The sequence below is a fragment of the Rummeliibacillus sp. TYF005 genome (genome assembly GCF_003844195.1).
GTDB lineage: Bacteria > Bacillota > Bacilli > Bacillales_A > Planococcaceae > Rummeliibacillus.
In genome coordinates this window covers 67,529-88,563 of record NZ_ML122551.1, presented here as the reverse complement: position 1 = coordinate 88,563, position 21,035 = coordinate 67,529, and the positions used below count along the sequence as shown (strand labels likewise).

Sequence of the window (21,035 nt, the reverse complement as noted above, 5' to 3'; positions counted from 1 at the left end):
TCTTGCTTGTTCAGTTTTCAAGGTTCATATCTTGTCGTCATCTTAACGACTTTTATATCTTATCATCTAACTTATTCAATGTCAATAACTTTTTTAAAAAAGTTTTTCAGAAGATTAAGTTGTGATTTAATTAGTATGTCTTAACGACATTTAATATAATACAATAATTACTTTGAATATGTCAACACTTTTTTCTAAAAAACTTTTTTATTCTATATAAAAGCATCGTATTTACTATACAACTAAATTGACGTTTGTTCAATCTTATAATATCTGTGGAAAATTCGGTTACCTTTCGTTTCTACTTTTTCTACAAAAATATATCCTTTACTAATTAAAAACTCAACAAACACTTCCAAGTCAACAGAGTAATTCTTTAGTTCTTCTTGTTCGTGTAATTCTTGAATAGTCCAGTATTCTTTTTTAGACATTACACTTATGATATGACGAGCCCCATCAGCAGTACGAGAATGGATTAAGAATTCACTAGCCAAGAACAAAAGCTCTAATCTCTTTTGAATAGATTCTTCACTTGTTATTAGTTCTTCATATAATTTATAAATTTCTGGATCAATCTGTTTTACTTGTGACCATACTGTTACTTCAGGATATAGCCCTTTATCTAAAACAGCTAACCGTGCCAAATGGTGCAAAGATTCAACCATGTGATTGTATGCGTCTAAGAAATTAGTGTCTTCAAAACAAACTTTTCCCTCTAAATAATGACGAATCAGTTTTGCAAATTCAATACCCATTTTAATGTTTCTTCCATAGAAGGGAAAGTCCTTTAGATTTTGTTTTAGATCACTAATATATTCATTTCGATCAAATACGATTTTACCAAATAAAATCCAATCGATTAGTTTCTTATTAGTTCCAACTAATAGCCATTTATGTAATTGTTTTTCCGTAATAATGTGCATCGCTGCTTTTTTACTTTCATACGTATAATGTTTTGTATATACTGGTACTTTGTTTTCTTTTGTGACAATTAAAAGAATGGTATCAAATGTGTCAGTAATAGGACTAACATCTTCTCTTTTTTCTACTATAATGATTCCTAATGTGTTAGGTTGACTGGCACGCTCTTGGTATATCGGACGAAGTAGTTGTTCCATAATGATCCTCCTAGAATAAAATCTTTCTATAAATAATCTTTCGACAGCGGATTTTAGATTCCTCTTAGAAGTTTCAATTCATATTGCCTTACTTTACCGTTTTTAGTATGCTTTAGGTTAGGAGGCTTACAAATGAAATCTAATAAGAAACCTTATAAAAGTAAAATCAATAAAATTCGTACATTTGCTTTATCTTTGATCTTTATTGGCTTTATCGTCATGTATGGCGCTATTATATTTAGAGACCATAAATGGGTGGCCATGATTTTCATAGCTATAGGCATGCTTTGCATTATTGCTAGTACAGTAGTTTACGCTTGGATTGGATTATTATCAACACAAGCTGTTATGGTTGAATGTCCAAATTGTCATAAACATACTAAGATGCTAGGCCGTGTAGATATGTGCATGTTTTGCAACGAGCCCTTAACACTGGACAAGTCTTTAGAAGGAAAAGAATTCAACCAAGATTATAACAATAAAACAAAACAACATAAAAAAGATAGTAAAGAATAGCGAAGAACCTCGTTTCTACTTGAGACGAGGTTTTTCAATACCAAAATTGTTCAACACTTCACACAGAAAAAAAGCTATACAACAGCTAACCACTGCGTATAGCTTACTAAATGCTAATTATCATTCTTCTGTTTTAGCTTCTTTCTCAGCGCACTCTGGACATGTACCATATACTTCCAAACGGTGAGAATTGACCTTAAAACCAGTCACGTGAGCCGCAAGATGTTCAACCTCATCAAGACCAGGATAATGAAAGTCTACAATTTTCCCACAGGACTCACAAATTATATGATAATGTTTGCTTGTAACGAAATCGAAACGACTAGCATTATCACCATACGTCAATTCGCGTACAAGACCTGATTCTCGGAAAACACGTAAATTGTTATATACAGTAGCAACACTCATATTAGGAAATCTATGTTCTAATGCTTTATATATATCATCAGCAGTCGGATGTGACATTGATTCGATTAAGTACTCAAGAATCGCATGACGTTGCGGAGTGATCCTTACGCCAGTTGTCTTTAGCGTGTCGAGAGCGTTTTTCAATTGCATTTCAGACATCGCCATGCACCTCACTTCATAAGTATTATTTATTTGTAATCGTTATAATTAGTTTACTTAATAAGTGGTGTAAATGTCAACATTTCTACCTATTGCTACCGTATTTTGTTTGTTTATAGGCATATATAATTTAAATTTGCAAAAAAAGAGCAGACGAAATCCACTATGTAAAAGCATCCGTTTTCTCAACAAAATTCTCAATTAGTGAGTTGGAAATGATAGTTATTCAATTATTATATTTCTTTTTTAATAACCTTTATAAGGGTCAATTATATTTTCTAATTGTTTATCTCCATTTAGCCATTTCCTTAGATTAGGTTTAAAGATTTCGAAACTGCGTTCAAGGTAACGGGAGGAATGACTCGAAACATGTGGCGATACCGTAATATTATCCATTTTCCAAAACGGATGATTTTGAGGCAATGGCTCTTCTTCAAATACATCACATATAGCAAAAGCAATCTCTTTCTGTAATAGCGCCTCTTTTAAAATATTCGTCTCGACTAAATCACCGCGTCCGAAATTCATGAAGATAGCACTATCTTTCATCGCTTTAAAGTGTTCAGCTTTTAACAAATGATGTGTTTCTTGAGTGCTAGGTAATATTGAGATTATAATATCTACGGTTGGTAACACCTTGAGTAAGTCGTCAAATGTTGTCATCTTATCCATGTAGTCAGCTTTTTTACCTGAGCGATTGCAGCCGATTGTTTTCACACCAAAACATTGTAATAATCGCCCAATTTCTCCCCCAATAGCTCCAGGCCCTAAGATTAGAGCCGTAGAATCTCGCAATTCTTTCGATTTAGACTTACGATTCCATTCAGCATTTCTTTCTTTTTCGTAAATCCATGGTAAAGACCTTTTGTTCGCAAGTAAATGTGCCATCACAGATTCCGCCATAGGTACTTTATGAATTCCTCGCACATTTGAAACAGTAATATTTCGCTCTGCTATTTTTTGTAAAGGCATTTTTTCAAGGCCTGCTGAAACTACCATAATCCATTGTAAATTATCAGCAATTTCAATATGGTCTTCTGTTAAGTCTTCACCGTAAGTCACAAGAATATCAGCAATTTTTAAATACTTTTCTTCTACCTTATTTTCGAATATAAACTCCTGGTCCGGAAAATCTCGTAACAAATCATCTTTTAAATCTGGTCGTGGATCAAAAGTAAAGTATATCATCAGCTTCTATTCCCCTTTGTTACGAAGATAATTTAATACTTCTTCAATATGATTTTTAACACGTACTTTACGCCATTCTTTTTCCACAATGCCATCTTTGTTGATCAAAAATGTTGAGCGTTCAATCCCCATATATTCGCGACCATACATTTTTTTTAATTTCCACACACCATATGCTTCAGCCACTTTATGATCTGTGTCTACAAGTAAAGAAAATGGTAACCCGTGTTTTTCGATAAATTTTACATGCTTACTTTCATCATCCGGGCTTACCCCTAAAATTACTGCATCTAAATTTGAAAAATCATTATGAGCATCACGAAAATCACATGCTTCCGTCGTACAACCAGGCGTCATATCTTTCGGATAAAAGTAGAGTACTACAGATTTCTCCCCTTTATAATCAGATAAAGATACCACCTCTCCTTTTTCATTTTGTAACGAAAACATAGGTGCTTGTAATCCTTCCAACATTGACATGTTATCTCCTCCACTTCATATACTTTCTAATATTGTAACAATTTCTTTGGCACTTTGTAGAATATTTGACTACAATTAAGTAATACAATCCGATGAAACACATTCTCACATTTGTTTTACATAAAAATTAAGAAAGTGAGGTTACTCATTTCCCATATGAAATTAGGTGCCCGAATATTAAAAACAGGAGTTGCCATTGTATTAGCTTTGTTTGTAGCAAAAGCCTTACATTGTCCATCTCCCATATTTGCAGGAATCGCTGCTATTTTCGCAATGCAGCCTTCTCTTTATCGCTCTTACAGAACAATTATTGAACAAATACAAGGGAATATTATCGGTGCCATTGTAGCTGTTGCATTCGGCTCCATATTTGGTCATGAATTTGTAGCTGTTGGATTAGCTGCTATTGTAACACTCGCTATTATGATCAAATTCAAACTGGAAGATAGTATTTCTCTAGCTCTTGTTACTATGATTGTTATTATGGAAGTTCAAGGCGAACAATTCATGATATTTGGTCTTATTCGTTTTGCTACAGTAATGATTGGAGTGTTAGCAGCTTTTGTTGTCAACCTCTTATTCTTACCACCAAAATATGAAACGAGATTATTTGCTTCCATCAATATACTACAAGATGATATCATTCGTTGGATTCGTCTAGCTGTACGCCAAGCTTCCGAGCATACTTCTACAAAACAGTCATTGCGATCTTTGAAAGCGCGCTATGAACGTATCAAAACATTAAATAAGTTATATAAAGAAGAACGTGTATACTTTGGAAAAAAGAAATATATCAAAGCACGTAAGTTAGTCATCTATCGACAAATGATTTTAACAACGAAGAAAAGCATAGAGGTTCTAAATCGTCTACATTTACATGAAAATGAAATGGCCAATTTGCCAGAACGTTTCCGAATAATGATACAAGAACGTTTAGATTATCTATTAACATATCATGAACAATTATTTTTAAAATATACCGGCAAACTGAAACACGAACATACAACTTGGGTAGGAAAGGAAGAGTATCTACAACGTAATGAGGTTATGGACATCTTCGCAAAGCATATTGTATTAGCCCATGAAGATGAAAAGGAAGAGGAATTTTCAAGCTATCATCTGCTGCATATTCTTTCTCGTATTTTAGATTATGAAGAAAACCTTGAACATTTAGATACTCTTATTATGTGCTACCAAAACCATCATTCTCATGAAATACTTAAAGTAGATATAGAAGATCGAGTTTTATAAGATCATATAAAAAAACTGCAATTATCTTTAGTTTAAAAGATAATTGCAGTTTTTATTAGTTCTTCATCTTTGGATCAAGTGCATCACGTAACCCATCTCCCATAAGGTTAAAACCTAGTACAGTTAGCATAATCGCTAAACCTGGGAAGATCATCGTCCAAGGTGCATTGACTAAGTATACTCTTGCATCAGATAACATTTTTCCCCATTCTGGTTGTGGTGCTTGTGCGCCTAAACCTAAAAAGCCAAGTGCTGCGGCCTCAATAATGGCTGTAGCAATCGCCAGTGTCCCTTGTACAATTACTGGGGTCATTGAATTCGGCAAAATATGAGCAAATAATAATCGAAAATCACTCATTCCTATTGCCTTTGCGGCTATAATATATTCTTCTTGTTTAATACTTAATACTTTTGACCTGATAAGCCGACCAAAGTTTGGAATGTTAATAATTGCAATAGCTATAAGGGCATTCGTTAGTGAAGGACCTAAAACTGAAACAATCGCAATCGCTAGTAAAATACTAGGAAACGCTAGTAAAATATCAAATATACGTGAAATAATCGCATCGATAAAACGCCCATAATAACCTGCAATAATTCCTAAAGCACTCCCAATTACAACTGAGCCAATTACCGAAAGAAAACCAACCATTAAAGAAAGCCTTGCTCCATGAACAATTCGTGAAAAGATATCTCGTCCAAAGTCATCTGTCCCAAACCAATGATCTGTGGATGGTGCTTTCAATCGTTCACTTAACTGTTGCTCATTAATACCTTGAGGTGCGATTAGTGGACCAAATAAAGCTAAAATAATGAAGAAGGCCACAATAATTGCACCAACTAGCGCAATTTTATTTTTCTTAAAACTACGCCATGCTTCTTTCCATGGACCAGATGATTTTTCTTGCTGTGCTTCGACATTTGAGGGTAAGTTTGGCGCCATTTGAGACATATTGGACTCCTCCTTTTAGTTATACTTAATCCTTGGATCAATAATACTGTACAAAATATCTACTAATAAATTAATCATGATGAACATAAAAGCAACCACTAATATACCAGACTGTATAACTGGATAGTCACGGAAACCAATTGCATCATAGATATATCGTCCAATACCTGGCCAACTAAAAATAGTTTCTGTCAAAATAGCTCCCCCAAGTAACATACCCATTTGTAGACCGATTACTGTTAATACTGGAATGATTGCATTTTTTAAAGCATGCTTGTACACAACCCAAAACATTTTTTGTCCTTTTGCACGTGCTGTACGTACATAATCAGAACGCATTACTTCAAGCATACTTGAACGAGTCATACGAGCGATAATAGCCATCGGTATCGTTGCTAAAGCAATCGCTGGCAATATTAAATGTTGTATAACGACAACCAATTGATCAAAGCGTCCTTGGATAATGGTGTCAATAATATATAAATAAGTGATTGGATTGACTGGATTTCGTGCATCGTCACGACCAGATGTCGGCAGCATGTCCAATTGAATACCGAATATCCATTGTTCCATTAAACCTAACCAGAAAATTGGCATCGATACACCTATTAAAGCGATGATCATTGCAGCATAGTCAAACCACGAATTTTGGAACCAAGCAGAAATGATTCCTGCGTTGACACCAATAATAACTGCTAAAATGATGGCACATAGCGATAACTCCAATGTTGCACCTAAGTAGGGCCAAAGCTCACTTGCTACCGGCACTTTTGTACGCATGGACTCCCCTAAATTACCTGTTAATAAATCACCTAAATAGTGAAAATACTGAATATACCAAGGATTATCTAATCCCAAACTTGCTCGTAATGCTGCGACAGCTTCTTTCGTTGCCTGTTGTCCTAATATAACTTGCGCAGGATCTCCCGGAATCGCACGAATTATCAAAAATACGATAAATGTCATTCCGAGCAAAACTGGAATCAGCTGTAAAAGCCTTCTACCGATATAGTGAAGCATACTTTCACTCCTCCTCCTTTCACTTAAAAAACTCGCCTTCTACCAAAAAAGTAAAAGGCGATTTCATTCCATTTATTTTAAATTATTTAAAATCTATTTTTGACAAGATATCAGAACCAGTTGGATGCGGTTTGAAGTCTACGATATCTGCTTTACCTGCTAACAATGGTGTAGAGTGAGCAAGTGGGACCCATGGTGCCTCTTCTGCCAAAATAACTTGTGCTTTTTTGTATAATTCGTTACGTTTTGCTTCATCTGTTTCTGTTTGTGCTTCTAATAGTAATTTATGAGTTTCTTTGTTTTTGAAGAACGTATAATTATTACTTCCGATATTACTTTCATCTAGTAAAGTGTATAAGAAGTTATCAGCATCCCCGTTATCACCTGTCCAGCCAAGTAAGAAGGCATCTGCTTCTCCTTTAGCTGCTTTATCAAGATAAGTAGCCCATTCATAAGAAACGATTTTCGATTTCATCCCTACATCAGCTAAGTTCTTTTGAATTGCTTCTGCCACTTTTTGTCCATCCGGCATATATGGACGTGGTACAGGCATTGCCCAAAGTTCAATTTGTTTCCCATCATAGCCTGCTTCTTTTAATAGTGCTTTCGCTTTTTCAGGATTATAATCGTAGCCTTTTACCTCGTCGTTATATCCTTCAATAACTGAAGGCATTGGATTTTTCGCTATTTCAGCTTTTCCTTCAAAGAATGCATCGATAATTGCTTGTTTATCGATTGCATGGTTTACAGCTTGTCGAACCTTTACATTATCGAATGGTGGACGAGTAACAGTTAAACCTAGGTAACCAACATTCATAGATGGTCGTTCAAAGATTTGTAATTTCGAATTACTTTGGATTGAAGCTGCATCTGATGGAATAATGCCATCAGCTAAATCGATTTCACCAGTATTTAAAGCATTTAATCGTGCTGAGTTATCTGGAATTGAACGGAAAATGACTTTATCTAGTTTTGGAAGTCCTTCTTTCCAATAATCCTTGTTTTTCTCAATTGTCACAGAATCATTACGTTTCCAAGATACAAATTTGAATGGTCCAGTACCTACTGGATTATCCCCAAATTTATCCCCTTCCTTTTCAAATGCAGTAGGACTCGCAATACCGAATGGGCTCATAGCTAAGTTTTTTAAGAATGGAGCTTGGGCACGATTTAAAGTGATTACTACTTTATAATCTCCATCTGCTTTTACTTCTTTAATCACTGCTTCTTTGTCACCTTTGAATCCACCGAACATGGATGCAAAATAAGGGAATTTTTCTGCATCTCCACTCATCCAGCGTTCAAAATTTTTCACAACAGCTTCGGCATTGAAGTCTGTTCCATCATGGAATTTAACCCCTTCTTGAAGTTCGAACGTATAAGTTAAACCATCTTCAGAAGCTTCCCATTTTGTTGCAAGATTTGGTTGTAATTTTGTATCTTGCTCACCAAAGTTAATCAGTGTTTCAAAAACATTTTGCGTTACTTTAAATGATTCGCCATCTGTAACTGTAATCGGATCCAGTGATACAGAGTCTCCCCCACGACCGAACACGAGTATTTTTTCTTTTTTGCTATCACCAGAATCTTTGTTGCCAGTTGCATCATCTTTTTTATCAGATGAACAAGCAGCTAGAATAGTGGATAGTACTAAAACTAATAGCAAACCTAAAGACAATAACCTCTTTTTCTTCATTCAATAACCCCCATGTTTGAATAATTTATATATCATTGTTGAACCGTTCATCGTAAAGATGACAGGCAACAGAATGACCTTTCTCCACTTCCACTAACCCCGGCACTTCGGATGTACAGGCATCCATTTTGAATGGACAACGCGTATGGAAAGTACAACCCCTTGGTGGGTTAGAGGGGCTAGGAATATCCCCAGTTAGTAAAATTTGTTCTCTTTTAAAATCCGGATCTGGTACAGGCACTGCAGAAAGTAACCCTTTCGAATAAGGATGTAACGGCTGATTATATAGTTGTTCACTTTCTGCTAGTTCTACCATCTTCCCTAGATACATTACTCCTACGCGATCACTAATATGTCGCACCACTCCTAAATCATGTGCGATAAAGATATACGTAAGCTTTAAATCTTGCTGTAAATCTTGCATTAAATTTAGAACTTGCGCTTGAATAGATACATCTAAAGCTGATACGGGCTCATCGGCAATAATCAGTTTTGGATTCGTCATAAGGGCACGAGCTATTCCAACACGTTGTCTTTGTCCTCCACTAAATTGATGAGGATAACGTTTTGCATGATAACTAGATAGGCCTACTATTTCTAATAACTCATTTACTCGTCTTTTTCTTTCTTTTGAATCCCCCAGCCCATGAACAATCAAAGGCTCCTCTAAAATTTTTCCAATAGAATGTCGGGGGTTTAAAGAAGCATAAGGATCTTGAAAGACCATTTGAATTTCTCGTCTAGCCTTACGCATTTCTGCATTTGATAATTTGGCTAAATCCTTACCTTCAAATTCAATCGATCCTTCTGTTGGATCTAGTAATCTCATAATCATTCTGCCAGTAGTTGATTTCCCACAACCTGACTCTCCTACTATTCCTAACGTTTCTCCCTCGTTCACATAGAAGGAAACATCGTCTACTGCTTTAATACTTCCTTGTTCTCTTCCAAGGATTCCTTTTCGGATAGGAAAATATTTTTTTAAATTATTTACTTTCAATAGCGGTTCTGTCATCCAAAGACGCCTCCTTTCCTTCCTTCAAGAAGCATCTTGTTTTATGTTGTTCGGCTGTTTGGTATAAATTAGGATTTTCTTGTTGGCAACGATCAAATGCATATTCACAGCGTGCAGCAAAACGGCATCCCTGTTTAACAGTTCCAGGCTTCGGTACATTTCCCGAAATTGAAAAGAGACGTTGTTTTTTAAATCGCATATCCGGGACAGAGTGGATAAGTCCTTTTGTATATGGATGTTCAGGATTTTTGAAAATAAGTTCAACAGGTCCCTCTTCTACAATTTGTCCATTGTACATAACAATCACTCGTTCACATGTCTCCGCAACTACGCCCAAATCATGAGTGATAAGCATGACAGCTGTATTTAGTCTCACATTTAAATCCTTCATCAGTTGCAAAATTTGCGCTTGAATCGTTACATCTAGTGCAGTCGTTGGCTCATCTGCGATTAAAATTTTCGGATCGCATACGAGCGCCATTGCAATCATGACTCGTTGACGCATACCTCCCGACAATTGGTGAGGATATTCTTTTAATAATTCCTCAGCTCTTGGAAGACCGACTAATTTCATCATTTCAACTGCACGTGCAGAAGCTTTTTTCTTTGACCAACTTTTATGATGAATTAATATCGCCTCTGTTAACTGATTACCAATGGTAAATAGAGGATTCAATGATGTCATAGGCTCTTGAAAAATCATGGCGATTTCTTGTCCTCTAATTTTGCGCATCTCTTTTTGTGATAACTTTGTTAGGTCTTTACCATCTAGTAGAATCTCCCCGCTTGTAATTTTTCCTGGAGGCGATGGGACAAGCCCCATAATAGATAGAGATGTTACACTTTTCCCACATCCAGACTCGCCTACAATACCTAGAATCTCTCCTTCTTTAAGGGAAAAGCTAATATGATCAACAGCTGGTATGGCTCCATCATCTGTAAAAAACGTTGTTTCAAGTTCCCTAACTTGCAAAAGTTCTTTTCGAGAATTCACGTTTTCCCTCCTTCAAAGGCAAATATTCTATTAAAATCACTTTTTATCATTCTATTATTATTCAACTATATATTGCAACATTTTTCTACAATGTAATAAATTGTATGTATTAATCGTAAAATTAAAGGCTTCTCTAAAAGAGAAGCCTTTTGAATGTTGTAATATATGATATTTAATTTAATCTAACTTTTGCACTTGAAATAAGTTATGATAAATACCGTTTTGACTCATCAACGAATCATGTGTACCTTGCTCTTTCAGTTCACCATGGTCAATGACGAAGATTTGATCTGCATGTGTAATCGTTGAAAGGCGATGAGCGACAATTATAGTTGTACGATTATGTGCCAGATGATCTAATGATTCTTGGATCAAAGCCTCGCTTTCTAAATCGAGTGCTGATGTTGCTTCATCTAAAATAAGGATTGGCGGATTCTTAAGAAATACTCGTGCAATGGCAACACGTTGTTTTTGTCCTCCAGAAAGTTTCACACCACGTTCCCCAACTTTTGTATCATATCCTTCTGGTAATGACATGATGAAGTCATGTGCATTTGCAGCTTTTGCAGCCTCTATAATTTCTTCATCTGTTGCATTTGGGTTTCCCATTAATATATTAGATTTGACCGAATCACTAAATAAAATATTATCTTGTAAGACAATTCCAACTTGCGAGCGTATAGATTCCACTGTTGAATGACGTACATCTACATCATCAATTTTTACGGCTCCTTTAATAACATCATAAAATCGAGGTATTAAACTAATAATTGTAGATTTTCCCCCGCCGCTCATTCCAACGAGTGCAACTGTTTGACCAGGAGAGACATGAAGATTAATATTCTTCAATACATCTCTTCCATTTTCTCCATAGTTGAACGTTACATTTTCAAAATCTATTTTCCCCTTCACATGTTGTAATGGTTTTGCATCTTTTGCATCTTCAATATCGTATTTTTCATCAAATAATTCAAACATGCGATCCATTGAAGCTACGGATTGCGTTAAAGTAGTGGATGAGTTTACAAGTCGTCGAAGTGGATTATATAAACTATCAATATAAGCAACAAATGCTGCCATTGTTCCGACGGATAGATGACCATGTATAACTTGATACCCTGCATATCCTACTACAATAAGTGGTGCAATACCTGTAATTGTATTGACAACCGCAAAAGTTTTGGCATTCCAACGTGTTTGGTTTATTGCTTTATCCAAAAATTCACCATTGGTTTCACCAAATATTTTTTGTTCGTGTTTTTCAAGTGTAAAACTTTTGATAATACTCATACCTTGTACACGTTCATGTAAATAACTTTGAACTCCGGCTAAAGCTTTGGAACGTTCTCTCGTTAACATTCTTAATCGTCTAAAGAAATAACGTACGCTGATTGCATAAAACGGAAATGCAATCAGTGAAACGAGTGTTAGCTTCACATCAAGCTTTAGCATAATTCCAATAGCTATTAATATAGTACACAAGTCAATCCAAACATTCATGAGTCCCGTCATGACAAACTCTTTAGTTTGTTCTACATCATTAATCGTACGAGAAATAATATCTCCTACACGATTGTTTGAATAGTATTTCAACCCTAGTTTTTGTATATGTGCGTATAACTTCTGGCGAATATCAAATAGGATTGTATTACTTACTTTTTGGGCTATATATTGGCGGTAATATTCAACTGGTGGTCTAATAACAAAGAAAAGAATTGCTGTGCCACCGAGCCATAGTAGTAATTCTTTTGTTTTTTCATCGTTACTTAAATCTTTTGCACCTATAATGTCATCGATTACAATCTTAATCAATACAGGTGTGAAGAGAGGAATCGCAAATTTAATAACACCTATTATAAAGGTTATGAAAATTTGAAATCGATAAGGTCTAACAAAGCGCAGATACCGTTTCATACTCCCCATTTTAGTCACTGTCCTTTCAAATGGAGTTCTATATTAGGATGGATTCAATTTCAAAAATAATTATAATACAAATAAAAAAGTTGCCCTATAATTCGACTGGGCAACTCCACTACAATCTTTGATTTATAAAGGATTACATTCTTGTCAAATATTTTATTTCTTACAATTCTTCGCTATTTTCATGTAATTGTCGTTGGAATTCATAACGGCTTGTCCATGCTTCTATAAAATCAGGGGCAAAAGGTCCTCTTCTTTGTTGAATCCAACTTATTAGTTTATCAACATTGGATTTTAAAATATGGTCAATAACTGGTGGATAGCCCATTGCTTTTTTATGTTGCTCATATTCATCTTCGTCAAGTAGCGTGTAAGACATATCCGGAAAAACTTTAACATCTAAATCATAGTCAATATATTTCACTGCATTATGATCGAATACAAAAGGCGAACTCATATTACAGTAGTAATATACTCCATCTTCTCTTAACATACAAATGATATTAAACCAATGTTCTGCATGGAAATAACAAATAGAAGGTTCTCTCGTAATCCAGGTACGTCCATCTGATTCAATAACTAATGTCCGTTCGTTCGCACCGATGATGATATTCTTTGTAGCTTTTAATACCATTGTTTCTTGCCAAACTCGGTGGATATTACCATTGTGCTTATAGCTATGTATTTGTATGATTTCTCCCTCTGACGGTATTGCCATTATAAGCCCACCTTTTTTAACAAACACTCCCTTATGAGCGCTCTTTTGTAACATTATAACAATCCTAGCGGAAAACTTGTAGCAAAAAATTGGTGAAGGTATAATTCCTTCACCAATTTTCTGAAATTATGATTGCTGGCTTGAACCAAAGGTATTACCAGAAGCTTGTTGTTTTTTAGCCTCGGCTTGTTGATTTGCCTTTTTAACTGCTTGCACGTCAGTTTCAGCACCAAACTCCTCTGTGTTTTGTTGACCAAAACGACCAGAAGCTTGTTGCTTGTTAGACTCGGCTTGTTGGTTTAATTGTTTTACTTTTTGCACATCTGTTTTGCCAGAAAATTTCTTTTGCATCTTAATCACCTCCATGCATTATAACTTGTGCATAGAGGCGTTTTTTATACTTATATCATGTTCATAGGTTTAGGTTAAATTTTTGCCAAATCTTTTGCATTGGAACTGGCATCGGTAATTCCTTCATCTCTTCTATTGAAAACCAATTGCTATTGTCAGGAGCATCACCAATTTGTTGTGCACTAATAACATAACTATCCATATGCCACACAAGATGGGAGAAAACATGTTTGAAAGACATTAATTGATCGCGATTGATCAGTTCTAGTTTATAAATATCTGCTAGTTTTGCTTCATTTGTATGTTCCTCTATGTCTGTTTGTTCGAGCATAGGAAATTGCCACATATTCGCTAGTAATCCTTTTTCAGGTCTCTTTTCTAATAAAAATTGATCTTTTTCATTTTGGACTACAAATACATCATAATGGAGATTTTTTGTTTTTACTTTTTTAGTTTTAACAGGGAGTTCCTCAGGATTTCCTTCATTAAATGCAGTACAGTATTCTCTTACAGGGCAAAGTAAACATTTTGGTGATGTTGGCGTACAAACTAGAGCACCTAATTCCATTAAACCTTGATTAAATTGTGATGGATGTTCGGTATCGATTAACTCCATAACTGCTTGTTCAAAAGTCTTTTTTGTTTTTGGTATTGCAATATCTTCATCTATTAAAAGAACTCGACTTAATACTCTCATAACATTTCCATCGACTGCATGTTCAGCTTTATTATAGGCAATACTTAATACTGCACCAGCAGTATAAGGACCGACTCCTTTAAGTTTTGAAATTTCGGGGCGATTATCAGGAACTTTTCCTCCATAAGTTTCTACAACTTCACGGACTCCGTCCTGTAAATTACGTGCCCTAGAATAATATCCTAAACCTTCCCATTGTTTTAACAGCTTTTCCTCTGGGGCTTTTGCTAGTGCTTCAGGTGTAGGAAACTCCTGCATAAAACGGTTATAGTATGGGATTACAGTGTCAACTCTTGTTTGTTGAAGCATTACTTCTGAAACCCAAATTTTATAAGGATCTTTTGTTTTTCTCCATGGTAAATCTCTTTTTTCTTGTTCAAACCACTCGACTAATGCTTGTTGAAATTGTTTTTTATATTGATAATACACGTTATTCTCCTAGTAATTTCGTTTTTATTTCACATAAATAATGGGTATTATAGTGTAAACTATTTACAAAGATACTAATTCTCACTTTTACCTCTCTCCCACAATAGAAGGAGTTGATCATCTTGGATTCAGGTACACATCTAGTTATGGGAATTGCTTTAGGCGGACTGGCATTGGTTGACCCAGTAGTTGCTAACCATTCATCAACAACTACGGCCGTCATTACTGGCATGATTGTTGGCTCACAAGCTCCCGATGTTGATACAATTTTAAAATTACGTAGCAATGCTATCTATATTCGTCACCATAGAGGTATTACCCATTCAATACCAGCCGTCATTTTATGGCCTATATTGATAACATTAGTTCTTTCTATTATATTCCCTGGGGCGAATCTTTTACATCTTTGGTTATGGACTTTTTTTGCTGTCTTTTTACATGTTTTTGTAGATATTTTCAATGCCTATGGGACGCAAGCATTAAGACCATTTTCAAACCAATGGGTAGCGCTGGGATGGATTAATACATTTGATCCGATTATTTTTTCATTGCATGTTATTGCTTTAATGTTTTGGGCATTTGGTGCAAACCCTGTTCCGACAATGTTTACATTGTACGGAATCATAGTTGTCTATTATATTGTTCGGTATTTTCTTCAAAAATCTGTGAAGCATGCAGTTCGTAATACAATACCTGACGCAGAACTCATTATTTTGTCGCCAACATCTCATTTTTTCCAATATCGAGTGGCCGCAAACTCTTCTACACATCATTATGTTGGTCGGGCATACGGACGTTCCATTACCATTTATGATAAGTTTTTAATCGAACCTTTGCCAGATTCTCCAGAAATTAAAGCAGTTATGGAAGATCCAAATTTTAAAACGTTTGTCTCCTTTTCACCGTTATATAGATGGGAAATCTCAGAAATTGAGGATGATTTAATCGAGGTAAGACTTATTGATTTGAGATATCGTAGTAATAATCGATACCCATTTGTGGCTATCGCTCACCTTACACAAGATTATGAAATCATGAAATCCTTTACCGGCTGGATTTTCAGCGAAGACAAACTACAAAAAAAATTAGTTGTATAAACCTAAATGCTGAATGCGCTTGTTTAGCCCCGAAAAGCGTTGGAAGGCCCGGCTCGAAAGCATCTCTTCAGCTTTCGACAAAGGGACTGAAACGTCTCGAGGGGCTTGCGCATGATGCTGGATATCTTTAAATGCTGAATGCGCTCGTTCAGCCCCGAATAGCGTTGGAAGGCCTGACTCGAAAGTATCTTTCCCACTTTCGACCAAAGGACTGAAACATCTCGAGGGGCTTGCGCATGATGCTGGATATTTTTAAATGCTGAATGCGCTCGTTCAACAAATACAATGACCGCTCCAAATCTGGAACGGTCATTTTTTAATCTACTTCATCTAACAAATGTGCATATTTGGGATTACGACCTGCAAATTCATGCAACTGTTCGCCGTAACTTTCAATCCATTGTAAAATAATTTTCTCGGTCATTTCAGCACCCCGATATTGATACCCAGCTTTAGCATAAGTAGATTCAAAATCTGACCAAAGAAGTTCTATCCAAACTCGTGCTTTTTCTTCAGAAACTGCTGGATTTTTAGCACATAATTTAGAAACTAATTCGTTAATCTTTTGTTCCACTAAAATGCCTCCTTGATCGGAGTTAACATTGAAATTGGTAAAGCCTCTTCATAATGATCCCCGCCTAAACGATAACCCCAAGCATATACACCTTTTAAGTAATCTACTTGGAAGAACATTCCTGGATCACTTTCGATTCTGTATATTTCACCCGGTTTGAAATCATCTGGATTTAATAAGAACGCTTGCGCCAATATTGCTTTTCGTTCATAAACTGCAAATTCGTTTAAAACACCGAGTTGTTCAGCTTTACGTGCTTTTTCTTTTAATGTTGCGATTGTTTCTCGTAGTTCAGTTGGTGTCATTTCGCTAAATTTCTTGTCCATTTTCTTGCTCCTTTTGTTCTATATAAATTTCAATTTTCTCGATTGGAAATCCCTTTTGATAAAGGGCTTGTTTAACACGCATCTTCAATTCATAATCAACGTATTTATGCGCATACTTACGCCAAACTTTATCTCCTTGTTGTTGAATCATTTCAGTCCATTCATCATCATTCTTTGATAATTCTATTTTGTCTAGAACTTGTTCAACAATTGAAAAAGTATAGCCCTTTCGCGTCAAAATTTCTTGAACCTTTTGTTTCATCTGACTAGGCGTTTTTCGTCGCTCATTACGGACAGCTTTTTCAGCTAACTGAATAGCTAATTCTAGTTGTTCCTCTTCTGAAAACGAATGTAACACTTTTTGTTGGAGGTTTTTATCGATACCCTTTTTCTCTAAATCCTTCTGTATAGCTCTAGGACCTTTTTTCGCTGTTTTCTTTTTCGTTTCTAACAAAGCTTTTGAATAACTTTCATCATTTAGAAATCCAAGCTTTTTTAACTTTTGAAGCGCTTCTTGAATCACCGCTTCGCCGAATTCTAAACCCTTTAACTTTTCATGTACCTCATGTTCACTACGCATTTGATAACTCAAATAGGATAGCGCTCGATTGAATGCTCTTTGAATTTCATCATCAAAGGCAATTTCATCTACCGTTAAATCGTCTAAAACTTTACCTTTTGTAAGACTAAATTGTATTAAAATAGCCTCATCTACACTAAAAGCATATTCTTCATTTAGATATATATTATATCGTTCCTGATTACGTTTTTGACGGCTAATTTTGGTAATTACTCGAGACATCTAATTCCTCCTTTGATAAGCTTAGTATACAACTTTTCGATTATAACATCATGTAAAGTACTCCAATAGTATATAAAGAGGTGTTGTTATGAAAATAGCTATAACAGGTGGTACAGGACTAGTAGGAAAACAGTTAGTCCAACAATTACAATTAGCCGGGGCTGAGATCTTTGTTTTGACTCGAAATCAAAGTCACTTTTCCAATGGGGTTCACTATATTCAATGGCTATCCGACAAATCGTTCCCAGAAAAGCATTTGGAAGGAATTAACGCAATCATCAACTTGGCTGGTACATCATTGAATAATGGAAGATGGTCAAAAACACTTAAAGAGGAGATCTATTCAAGTCGTATAACAGCGACAAAGGAAGTTCTAAGAATTATAAAAGCTCTCAAAACTCCTCCAGAAGTTTTAATAAATGCAAGCGCTATCGGTATTTACCCTTCTTCTAACAAATCGAAATATACAGAAACTTCAACAGAAACAGCGCATGATTTTCTTGCAAATACAGTTCGAGATTGGGAAGATACAGCAAAAAGGGCTGAAGATTTGGGTGTTCGTGTCGTCTTAACTCGTTTTGGTGTAATCTTAGGAAAAAATGGAGGGGCACTTCCAATGATGGTCATGCCTTATAAGCTTTACATTGGAGGGACAGTAGGGACAGGGACTCAATGGGTGTCCTGGATTCACTTGGAGGATGTTGTTGAAGCAATCATTTTTTCCATCAATCAAGAGAATATTAACGGGATTGTAAACTTCACATCTCCAAATCCAGTAACTATGAAGGAATTCGGCAAAACCATAGGAGAGGTATTACATAGGCCACATTGGTTTCCTGTTCCTTCTATTTTGATGAAATTAGCTCTAGGAGAAAAGAGTCAACTAGTACTAGAAGGTCAGAATGTACATCCAAGCTCTTTGCTAAAGGCTAACTATCAATTTAAATACCCTACTCTTAAATACGCGTTAGAAAATTTGTTATAACGCATAAATCCATAAAAACAACGCAACCTATCAAAAAAAGAAAGGTTGGGTTTAAAATGATAAAACAACATGCTACAGGTATTATAATCGCAATGTCAATTATCATCACTGGTATTATTGCAAACCCATTCACTGCTTCCGCTCAACAATTTAGTTGGGGATTTAAAAAGGCTCAAAATGAAGTGCCTCCAGAGGCCGGCGCAACTTTTGACAAAATGCTAGAAAAATACGGAGCAGTTTATAAAGGTAAAAACGATGATAAAGTTATGTATCTGACATTCGACTGTGGTTACGAAAATGGCTTTACCGAATCCATTTTAAATACATTGAAAAAGGAGAATATCCAAGCAACGTTTTTCTTAACTGGTCACTATTTAACTAGTGCAACTCCTTTAGTAAAACGTATGGTAAATGAAGGTCATGAAATTGGAAACCATTCAGATAAGCACCCGAATATGGCTAGACTAACAGAACAACAAATGATTGATGAATGGCAAAGATTCGACAAAAAGTTGGCTGAAATTACAGATGTAGAAAGAACAGTTTATGCTAGACCTCCAGAAGGTGTATTTAGCGAAGATTTATTAAGAGTTGGTCAAGAAGCAGGCTATCGCCATATTTTCTGGTCTGTTGCATTTAAAGATTGGCTAAAAGACAAACCACAAGGTTGGGAATATGCTTATAATAATTTAATGTCCCAAATGCATCCTGGAGCTATTATTCTAATGCACACAGTTTCTCCTGATAACGCTGAAGCACTGCCAAAGTTTATCAAAGATGCTGAGAAAAAAGGCTATCGCTTTGACTCCATTAACAACCTTATCAACGCAGTACCTTTCTTCGTTGATAACAAAAAGATTGGCTGATTCTTTCCTTACACGGAACCGTTCGCTATAATGATAAGATGAAGTGAAAAAGGACGTGTAAGTTTTGCAACAACAACCTACAATGACATTGGGGCAAAAAATCCCCCTTACTATAAAAAAGCTTGGCATTAACGGCGAAGGAATAGGCTACTATAAACGAAATGTCGTATTCGTAAAAGGAGCACTTCCAGGAGAAGACATTTATGCTGAGCTAACAAAGATTAATCGTAATTTCGCAGAAGCAAAAATTATAAAGATCCATAAAAAAGCGAAGGCTCGTCAAATTCCACCATGCCGAATTTACGAAAAATGTGGGGGCTGTCAGTTACAACATATGAAATATCCATATCAACTTGCTGCTAAACGAGATGTAATTGTACAAGCCCTCCATAAATATGTAAAATCAGCAGCGAAAAACATTCAAATTCGCCAAACAATTGGTATGGAAAATCCATGGCAATATCGAAATAAGAGTCAATTTCAAGTTCGAAAACCTGGCAAACAAATACTTGCTGGTCTCTATTCTGAAAATAGCCATAAACTATTGAATATTGAAGAATGTCTTGTCCAACATCCTATGACGACAAAAATAACAAATGCAGCAAAAAAAGTAATCGATGACTTGAACATTCCTGTTTACGATGGTCATTCTTTGAAAGGAATCATTCGAACAATTGTTGTACGTGTTGGTATACAAACTGGAGAAATTCAACTTGTCATTATTACAACACGTAAAAGCTTTCCCAAAAAAGAACTACTCGTAGAAAAGTTGAAAAAAATTGACCATGCCATTGTCTCTATCGTACAAAATATTAATCAAGATAAGACTTCTTTAATTTTTGGAGATCAATCTATTGTTCTTAATGGTAAGGAAACAATTCATGAGGAACTTGGAGAATTAGCGTTTGATCTATCAGCGCGTGCATTCTTCCAGTTAAATCCACAGCAGACTGTACACCTTTACAATCAAATCAAAAAAGCTGCTGCTCTAACAGGAAAAGAAACTGTCGTAGATGCATATTGTGGTGTTGGAACAATTGGATTATGGCTTGCAAATGACGCCAAAGAAGTTCGTGGTATGGATATCATTCCTGAAAGTATTCATGATGCAAAAGAAAATGCTAAAAAGCATGGATTTACACATACCAAGTATGTAACTGGTACTGCAGAAAAATGGTTAGACACTTGGCAAAAAGAAGGCTTTGTACCAGATGTATTAACAGTTGACCCACCTCGTACAGGCTTGGCTGCTAGTCTTATTAAAACAATTTTAACTGTAAAACCTAAAAGAGTTGTATACACTTCTTGTAACCCATCTACATTAGCAAAAGATTTGCAAGAACTAACTAAGATTTACCATGTAGAATATATTCAACCGATGGATATGTTCCCCCAAACAGCACACGTTGAATCAGTATCATTATTAACTTTAAAATAAGAATAATGGTTACCTTATAAAAAACAAAGGGTCCT

The 21,035-nt window shown here is 35.6% G+C and carries 22 protein-coding genes; 6 read left to right on the top strand and 16 right to left on the bottom strand.

Going from position 1 to position 21,035, the window contains the following annotated elements; translation table 11 throughout:
* Positions 1 to 242 precede the first annotated feature (242 nt).
* Positions 243 to 1,118 carry a nucleotidyltransferase-like protein gene (locus CW357_RS07940; RefSeq protein WP_119414499.1) on the bottom strand — a complete coding sequence of 292 codons (876 nt, stop codon included), beginning with the start codon at positions 1,116 to 1,118 and terminating at the stop codon, positions 243 to 245.
* A 132-nt stretch (positions 1,119 to 1,250) separates the two neighbouring features.
* Here CW357_RS07940 and CW357_RS07935 point away from each other — a divergent pair, with 132 nt between their 5' ends.
* A complete protein-coding gene (locus tag CW357_RS07935) occupies positions 1,251 to 1,634 on the top strand; it encodes a YgzB family protein (protein ID WP_119414498.1) in 384 nt (127 codons plus the stop codon).
* A gap of 120 nt (positions 1,635 to 1,754) precedes the next feature.
* Here the strand turns inward: CW357_RS07935 and perR are convergent, their stop codons facing one another.
* From perR to bcp, 3 genes are all read right to left on the bottom strand, one after another.
* Positions 1,755 to 2,201, bottom strand: coding sequence for a peroxide-responsive transcriptional repressor PerR (gene perR, locus CW357_RS07930; RefSeq protein WP_199670647.1), 447 nt, complete (start codon positions 2,199 to 2,201; stop codon positions 1,755 to 1,757).
* 246 nt (positions 2,202 to 2,447) lie between these two features.
* Positions 2,448 to 3,392 (bottom strand): D-2-hydroxyacid dehydrogenase, encoded by a 945-nt coding sequence (locus CW357_RS07925; protein WP_124217755.1) that lies wholly within the window; start codon positions 3,390 to 3,392, stop codon positions 2,448 to 2,450.
* Between the two features lie 3 nt (positions 3,393 to 3,395).
* Positions 3,396 to 3,869 carry a thioredoxin-dependent thiol peroxidase gene (gene bcp / locus CW357_RS07920; protein ID WP_119414495.1) on the bottom strand — a complete coding sequence of 158 codons (474 nt, stop codon included), beginning with the start codon at positions 3,867 to 3,869 and terminating at the stop codon, positions 3,396 to 3,398.
* 156 nt (positions 3,870 to 4,025) lie between these two features.
* On the opposite strand from bcp, the gene CW357_RS07915 reads away from it, so the two are divergent.
* Positions 4,026 to 5,120, top strand: a complete 1,095-nt coding sequence (locus CW357_RS07915; RefSeq protein WP_119414494.1) for an FUSC family protein — start codon at positions 4,026 to 4,028, stop codon at positions 5,118 to 5,120.
* Positions 5,121 to 5,175: 55 nt separating this feature from the next.
* On the opposite strand, the gene nikC is transcribed toward CW357_RS07915, so the two are convergent.
* From nikC to mutY, 9 genes are all read right to left on the bottom strand, one after another.
* The gene (gene nikC, locus CW357_RS07910) at positions 5,176 to 6,072 is read right to left on the bottom strand and encodes a nickel transporter permease (RefSeq protein ID WP_119414493.1); all 897 of its coding nucleotides are present in this window, start codon (positions 6,070 to 6,072) and stop codon (positions 5,176 to 5,178) included.
* 15 nt (positions 6,073 to 6,087) lie between these two features.
* The gene (locus CW357_RS07905) at positions 6,088 to 7,092 is read right to left on the bottom strand and encodes an ABC transporter permease (protein WP_124217754.1); all 1,005 of its coding nucleotides are present in this window, start codon (positions 7,090 to 7,092) and stop codon (positions 6,088 to 6,090) included.
* 82 nt (positions 7,093 to 7,174) lie between these two features.
* Positions 7,175 to 8,788 carry an ABC transporter substrate-binding protein gene (locus tag CW357_RS07900; protein ID WP_124217753.1) on the bottom strand — a complete coding sequence of 538 codons (1,614 nt, stop codon included), beginning with the start codon at positions 8,786 to 8,788 and terminating at the stop codon, positions 7,175 to 7,177.
* A gap of 25 nt (positions 8,789 to 8,813) precedes the next feature.
* Positions 8,814 to 9,803: an ABC transporter ATP-binding protein gene (locus CW357_RS07895; protein WP_119414490.1), complete on the bottom strand. Its 990-nt coding sequence runs from the start codon at positions 9,801 to 9,803 to the stop codon at positions 8,814 to 8,816.
* A complete protein-coding gene (locus CW357_RS07890) occupies positions 9,775 to 10,797 on the bottom strand; it encodes an ABC transporter ATP-binding protein (protein WP_119414489.1) in 1,023 nt (340 codons plus the stop codon). The genes CW357_RS07895 and CW357_RS07890 overlap by 29 nt, the downstream gene beginning before the upstream one ends.
* A 177-nt stretch (positions 10,798 to 10,974) precedes the next feature.
* The gene (locus CW357_RS07885; RefSeq protein WP_119414488.1) at positions 10,975 to 12,720 is read right to left on the bottom strand and encodes an ABC transporter ATP-binding protein; all 1,746 of its coding nucleotides are present in this window, start codon (positions 12,718 to 12,720) and stop codon (positions 10,975 to 10,977) included.
* A 160-nt stretch (positions 12,721 to 12,880) separates the two neighbouring features.
* Positions 12,881 to 13,435, bottom strand: a complete 555-nt coding sequence (locus CW357_RS07880) for a nucleoside tri-diphosphate phosphatase (protein ID WP_119414487.1) — start codon at positions 13,433 to 13,435, stop codon at positions 12,881 to 12,883.
* Between the two features lie 126 nt (positions 13,436 to 13,561).
* Positions 13,562 to 13,786 carry a gamma-type small acid-soluble spore protein gene (locus CW357_RS07875; RefSeq protein WP_233548008.1) on the bottom strand — a complete coding sequence of 75 codons (225 nt, stop codon included), beginning with the start codon at positions 13,784 to 13,786 and terminating at the stop codon, positions 13,562 to 13,564.
* A gap of 61 nt (positions 13,787 to 13,847) precedes the next feature.
* On the bottom strand, positions 13,848 to 14,912 hold the full coding sequence (gene mutY, locus CW357_RS07870) for an A/G-specific adenine glycosylase (RefSeq protein ID WP_124217752.1): 1,065 nt from the start codon (positions 14,910 to 14,912) through the stop codon (positions 13,848 to 13,850).
* Between the two features lie 122 nt (positions 14,913 to 15,034).
* On the opposite strand from mutY, the gene CW357_RS07865 reads away from it, so the two are divergent.
* Positions 15,035 to 16,009 (top strand): metal-dependent hydrolase, encoded by a 975-nt coding sequence (locus CW357_RS07865; RefSeq protein ID WP_119414485.1) that lies wholly within the window; start codon positions 15,035 to 15,037, stop codon positions 16,007 to 16,009.
* A 316-nt stretch (positions 16,010 to 16,325) separates the two neighbouring features.
* Here the strand turns inward: CW357_RS07865 and CW357_RS07860 are convergent, their stop codons facing one another.
* From CW357_RS07860 to recX, 3 genes are read right to left on the bottom strand one after another with little or no spacing between them, the layout of a single operon-like run.
* Positions 16,326 to 16,583, bottom strand: a complete 258-nt coding sequence (locus tag CW357_RS07860; protein WP_119414483.1) for a YfhJ family protein — start codon at positions 16,581 to 16,583, stop codon at positions 16,326 to 16,328.
* The gene (locus CW357_RS07855; RefSeq protein ID WP_233548007.1) at positions 16,583 to 16,909 is read right to left on the bottom strand and encodes a YfhH family protein; all 327 of its coding nucleotides are present in this window, start codon (positions 16,907 to 16,909) and stop codon (positions 16,583 to 16,585) included. Before CW357_RS07855 ends, CW357_RS07860 begins: the two co-directional genes overlap by 1 nt.
* Positions 16,893 to 17,711, bottom strand: coding sequence for a recombination regulator RecX (recX, locus tag CW357_RS07850; RefSeq protein WP_119414482.1), 819 nt, complete (start codon positions 17,709 to 17,711; stop codon positions 16,893 to 16,895). The genes CW357_RS07855 and recX overlap by 17 nt, the downstream gene beginning before the upstream one ends.
* 88 nt (positions 17,712 to 17,799) lie before the next feature.
* Between recX and CW357_RS07845 the strand changes: the two genes are divergently transcribed.
* From CW357_RS07845 to rlmD, 3 genes are all read left to right on the top strand, one after another.
* Positions 17,800 to 18,696 (top strand): TIGR01777 family oxidoreductase, encoded by an 897-nt coding sequence (locus CW357_RS07845; RefSeq protein WP_119414481.1) that lies wholly within the window; start codon positions 17,800 to 17,802, stop codon positions 18,694 to 18,696.
* Positions 18,697 to 18,752: 56 nt separating this feature from the next.
* Positions 18,753 to 19,562, top strand: a complete 810-nt coding sequence (locus CW357_RS07840) for a polysaccharide deacetylase family protein (protein WP_124217751.1) — start codon at positions 18,753 to 18,755, stop codon at positions 19,560 to 19,562.
* Positions 19,563 to 19,626: 64 nt separating this feature from the next.
* Positions 19,627 to 21,000 (top strand): 23S rRNA (uracil(1939)-C(5))-methyltransferase RlmD, encoded by a 1,374-nt coding sequence (rlmD, locus tag CW357_RS07835; protein WP_199670639.1) that lies wholly within the window; start codon positions 19,627 to 19,629, stop codon positions 20,998 to 21,000.
* Positions 21,001 to 21,035 lie beyond the last annotated feature (35 nt).

Excerpts from the sequence above, each read along its gene's own strand:
- CW357_RS07875 (WP_233548008.1), bottom strand. The coding sequence starts at position 13,786 with ATGCAAAAGAAATTTTCTGGCAAAACAGATGTGCAAAAAGTAAAACAA.
- nikC (WP_119414493.1), bottom strand. The coding sequence starts at position 6,072 with ATGTCTCAAATGGCGCCAAACTTACCCTCAAATGTCGAAGCACAGCAA.
- CW357_RS07895 (WP_119414490.1), bottom strand. The coding sequence starts at position 9,803 with ATGACAGAACCGCTATTGAAAGTAAATAATTTAAAAAAATATTTTCCT.
- CW357_RS07940 (WP_119414499.1), bottom strand. The coding sequence starts at position 1,118 with ATGGAACAACTACTTCGTCCGATATACCAAGAGCGTGCCAGTCAACCT.
- CW357_RS07845 (WP_119414481.1), top strand. The coding sequence starts at position 17,800 with ATGAAAATAGCTATAACAGGTGGTACAGGACTAGTAGGAAAACAGTTA.
- CW357_RS07885 (WP_119414488.1), bottom strand. The coding sequence starts at position 12,720 with ATGGGGAGTATGAAACGGTATCTGCGCTTTGTTAGACCTTATCGATTT.
- CW357_RS07840 (WP_124217751.1), top strand. The coding sequence starts at position 18,753 with ATGATAAAACAACATGCTACAGGTATTATAATCGCAATGTCAATTATC.
- bcp (WP_119414495.1), bottom strand. The coding sequence starts at position 3,869 with ATGTCAATGTTGGAAGGATTACAAGCACCTATGTTTTCGTTACAAAAT.
- CW357_RS07855 (WP_233548007.1), bottom strand. The coding sequence starts at position 16,909 with ATGGACAAGAAATTTAGCGAAATGACACCAACTGAACTACGAGAAACA.
- CW357_RS07915 (WP_119414494.1), top strand. The coding sequence starts at position 4,026 with ATGAAATTAGGTGCCCGAATATTAAAAACAGGAGTTGCCATTGTATTA.
- perR (WP_199670647.1), bottom strand. The coding sequence starts at position 2,201 with ATGTCTGAAATGCAATTGAAAAACGCTCTCGACACGCTAAAGACAACT.
- CW357_RS07880 (WP_119414487.1), bottom strand. The coding sequence starts at position 13,435 with ATGGCAATACCGTCAGAGGGAGAAATCATACAAATACATAGCTATAAG.
- CW357_RS07935 (WP_119414498.1), top strand. The coding sequence starts at position 1,251 with ATGAAATCTAATAAGAAACCTTATAAAAGTAAAATCAATAAAATTCGT.
- CW357_RS07900 (WP_124217753.1), bottom strand. The coding sequence starts at position 8,788 with ATGAAGAAAAAGAGGTTATTGTCTTTAGGTTTGCTATTAGTTTTAGTA.
- CW357_RS07905 (WP_124217754.1), bottom strand. The coding sequence starts at position 7,092 with ATGCTTCACTATATCGGTAGAAGGCTTTTACAGCTGATTCCAGTTTTG.
- recX (WP_119414482.1), bottom strand. The coding sequence starts at position 17,711 with ATGTCTCGAGTAATTACCAAAATTAGCCGTCAAAAACGTAATCAGGAA.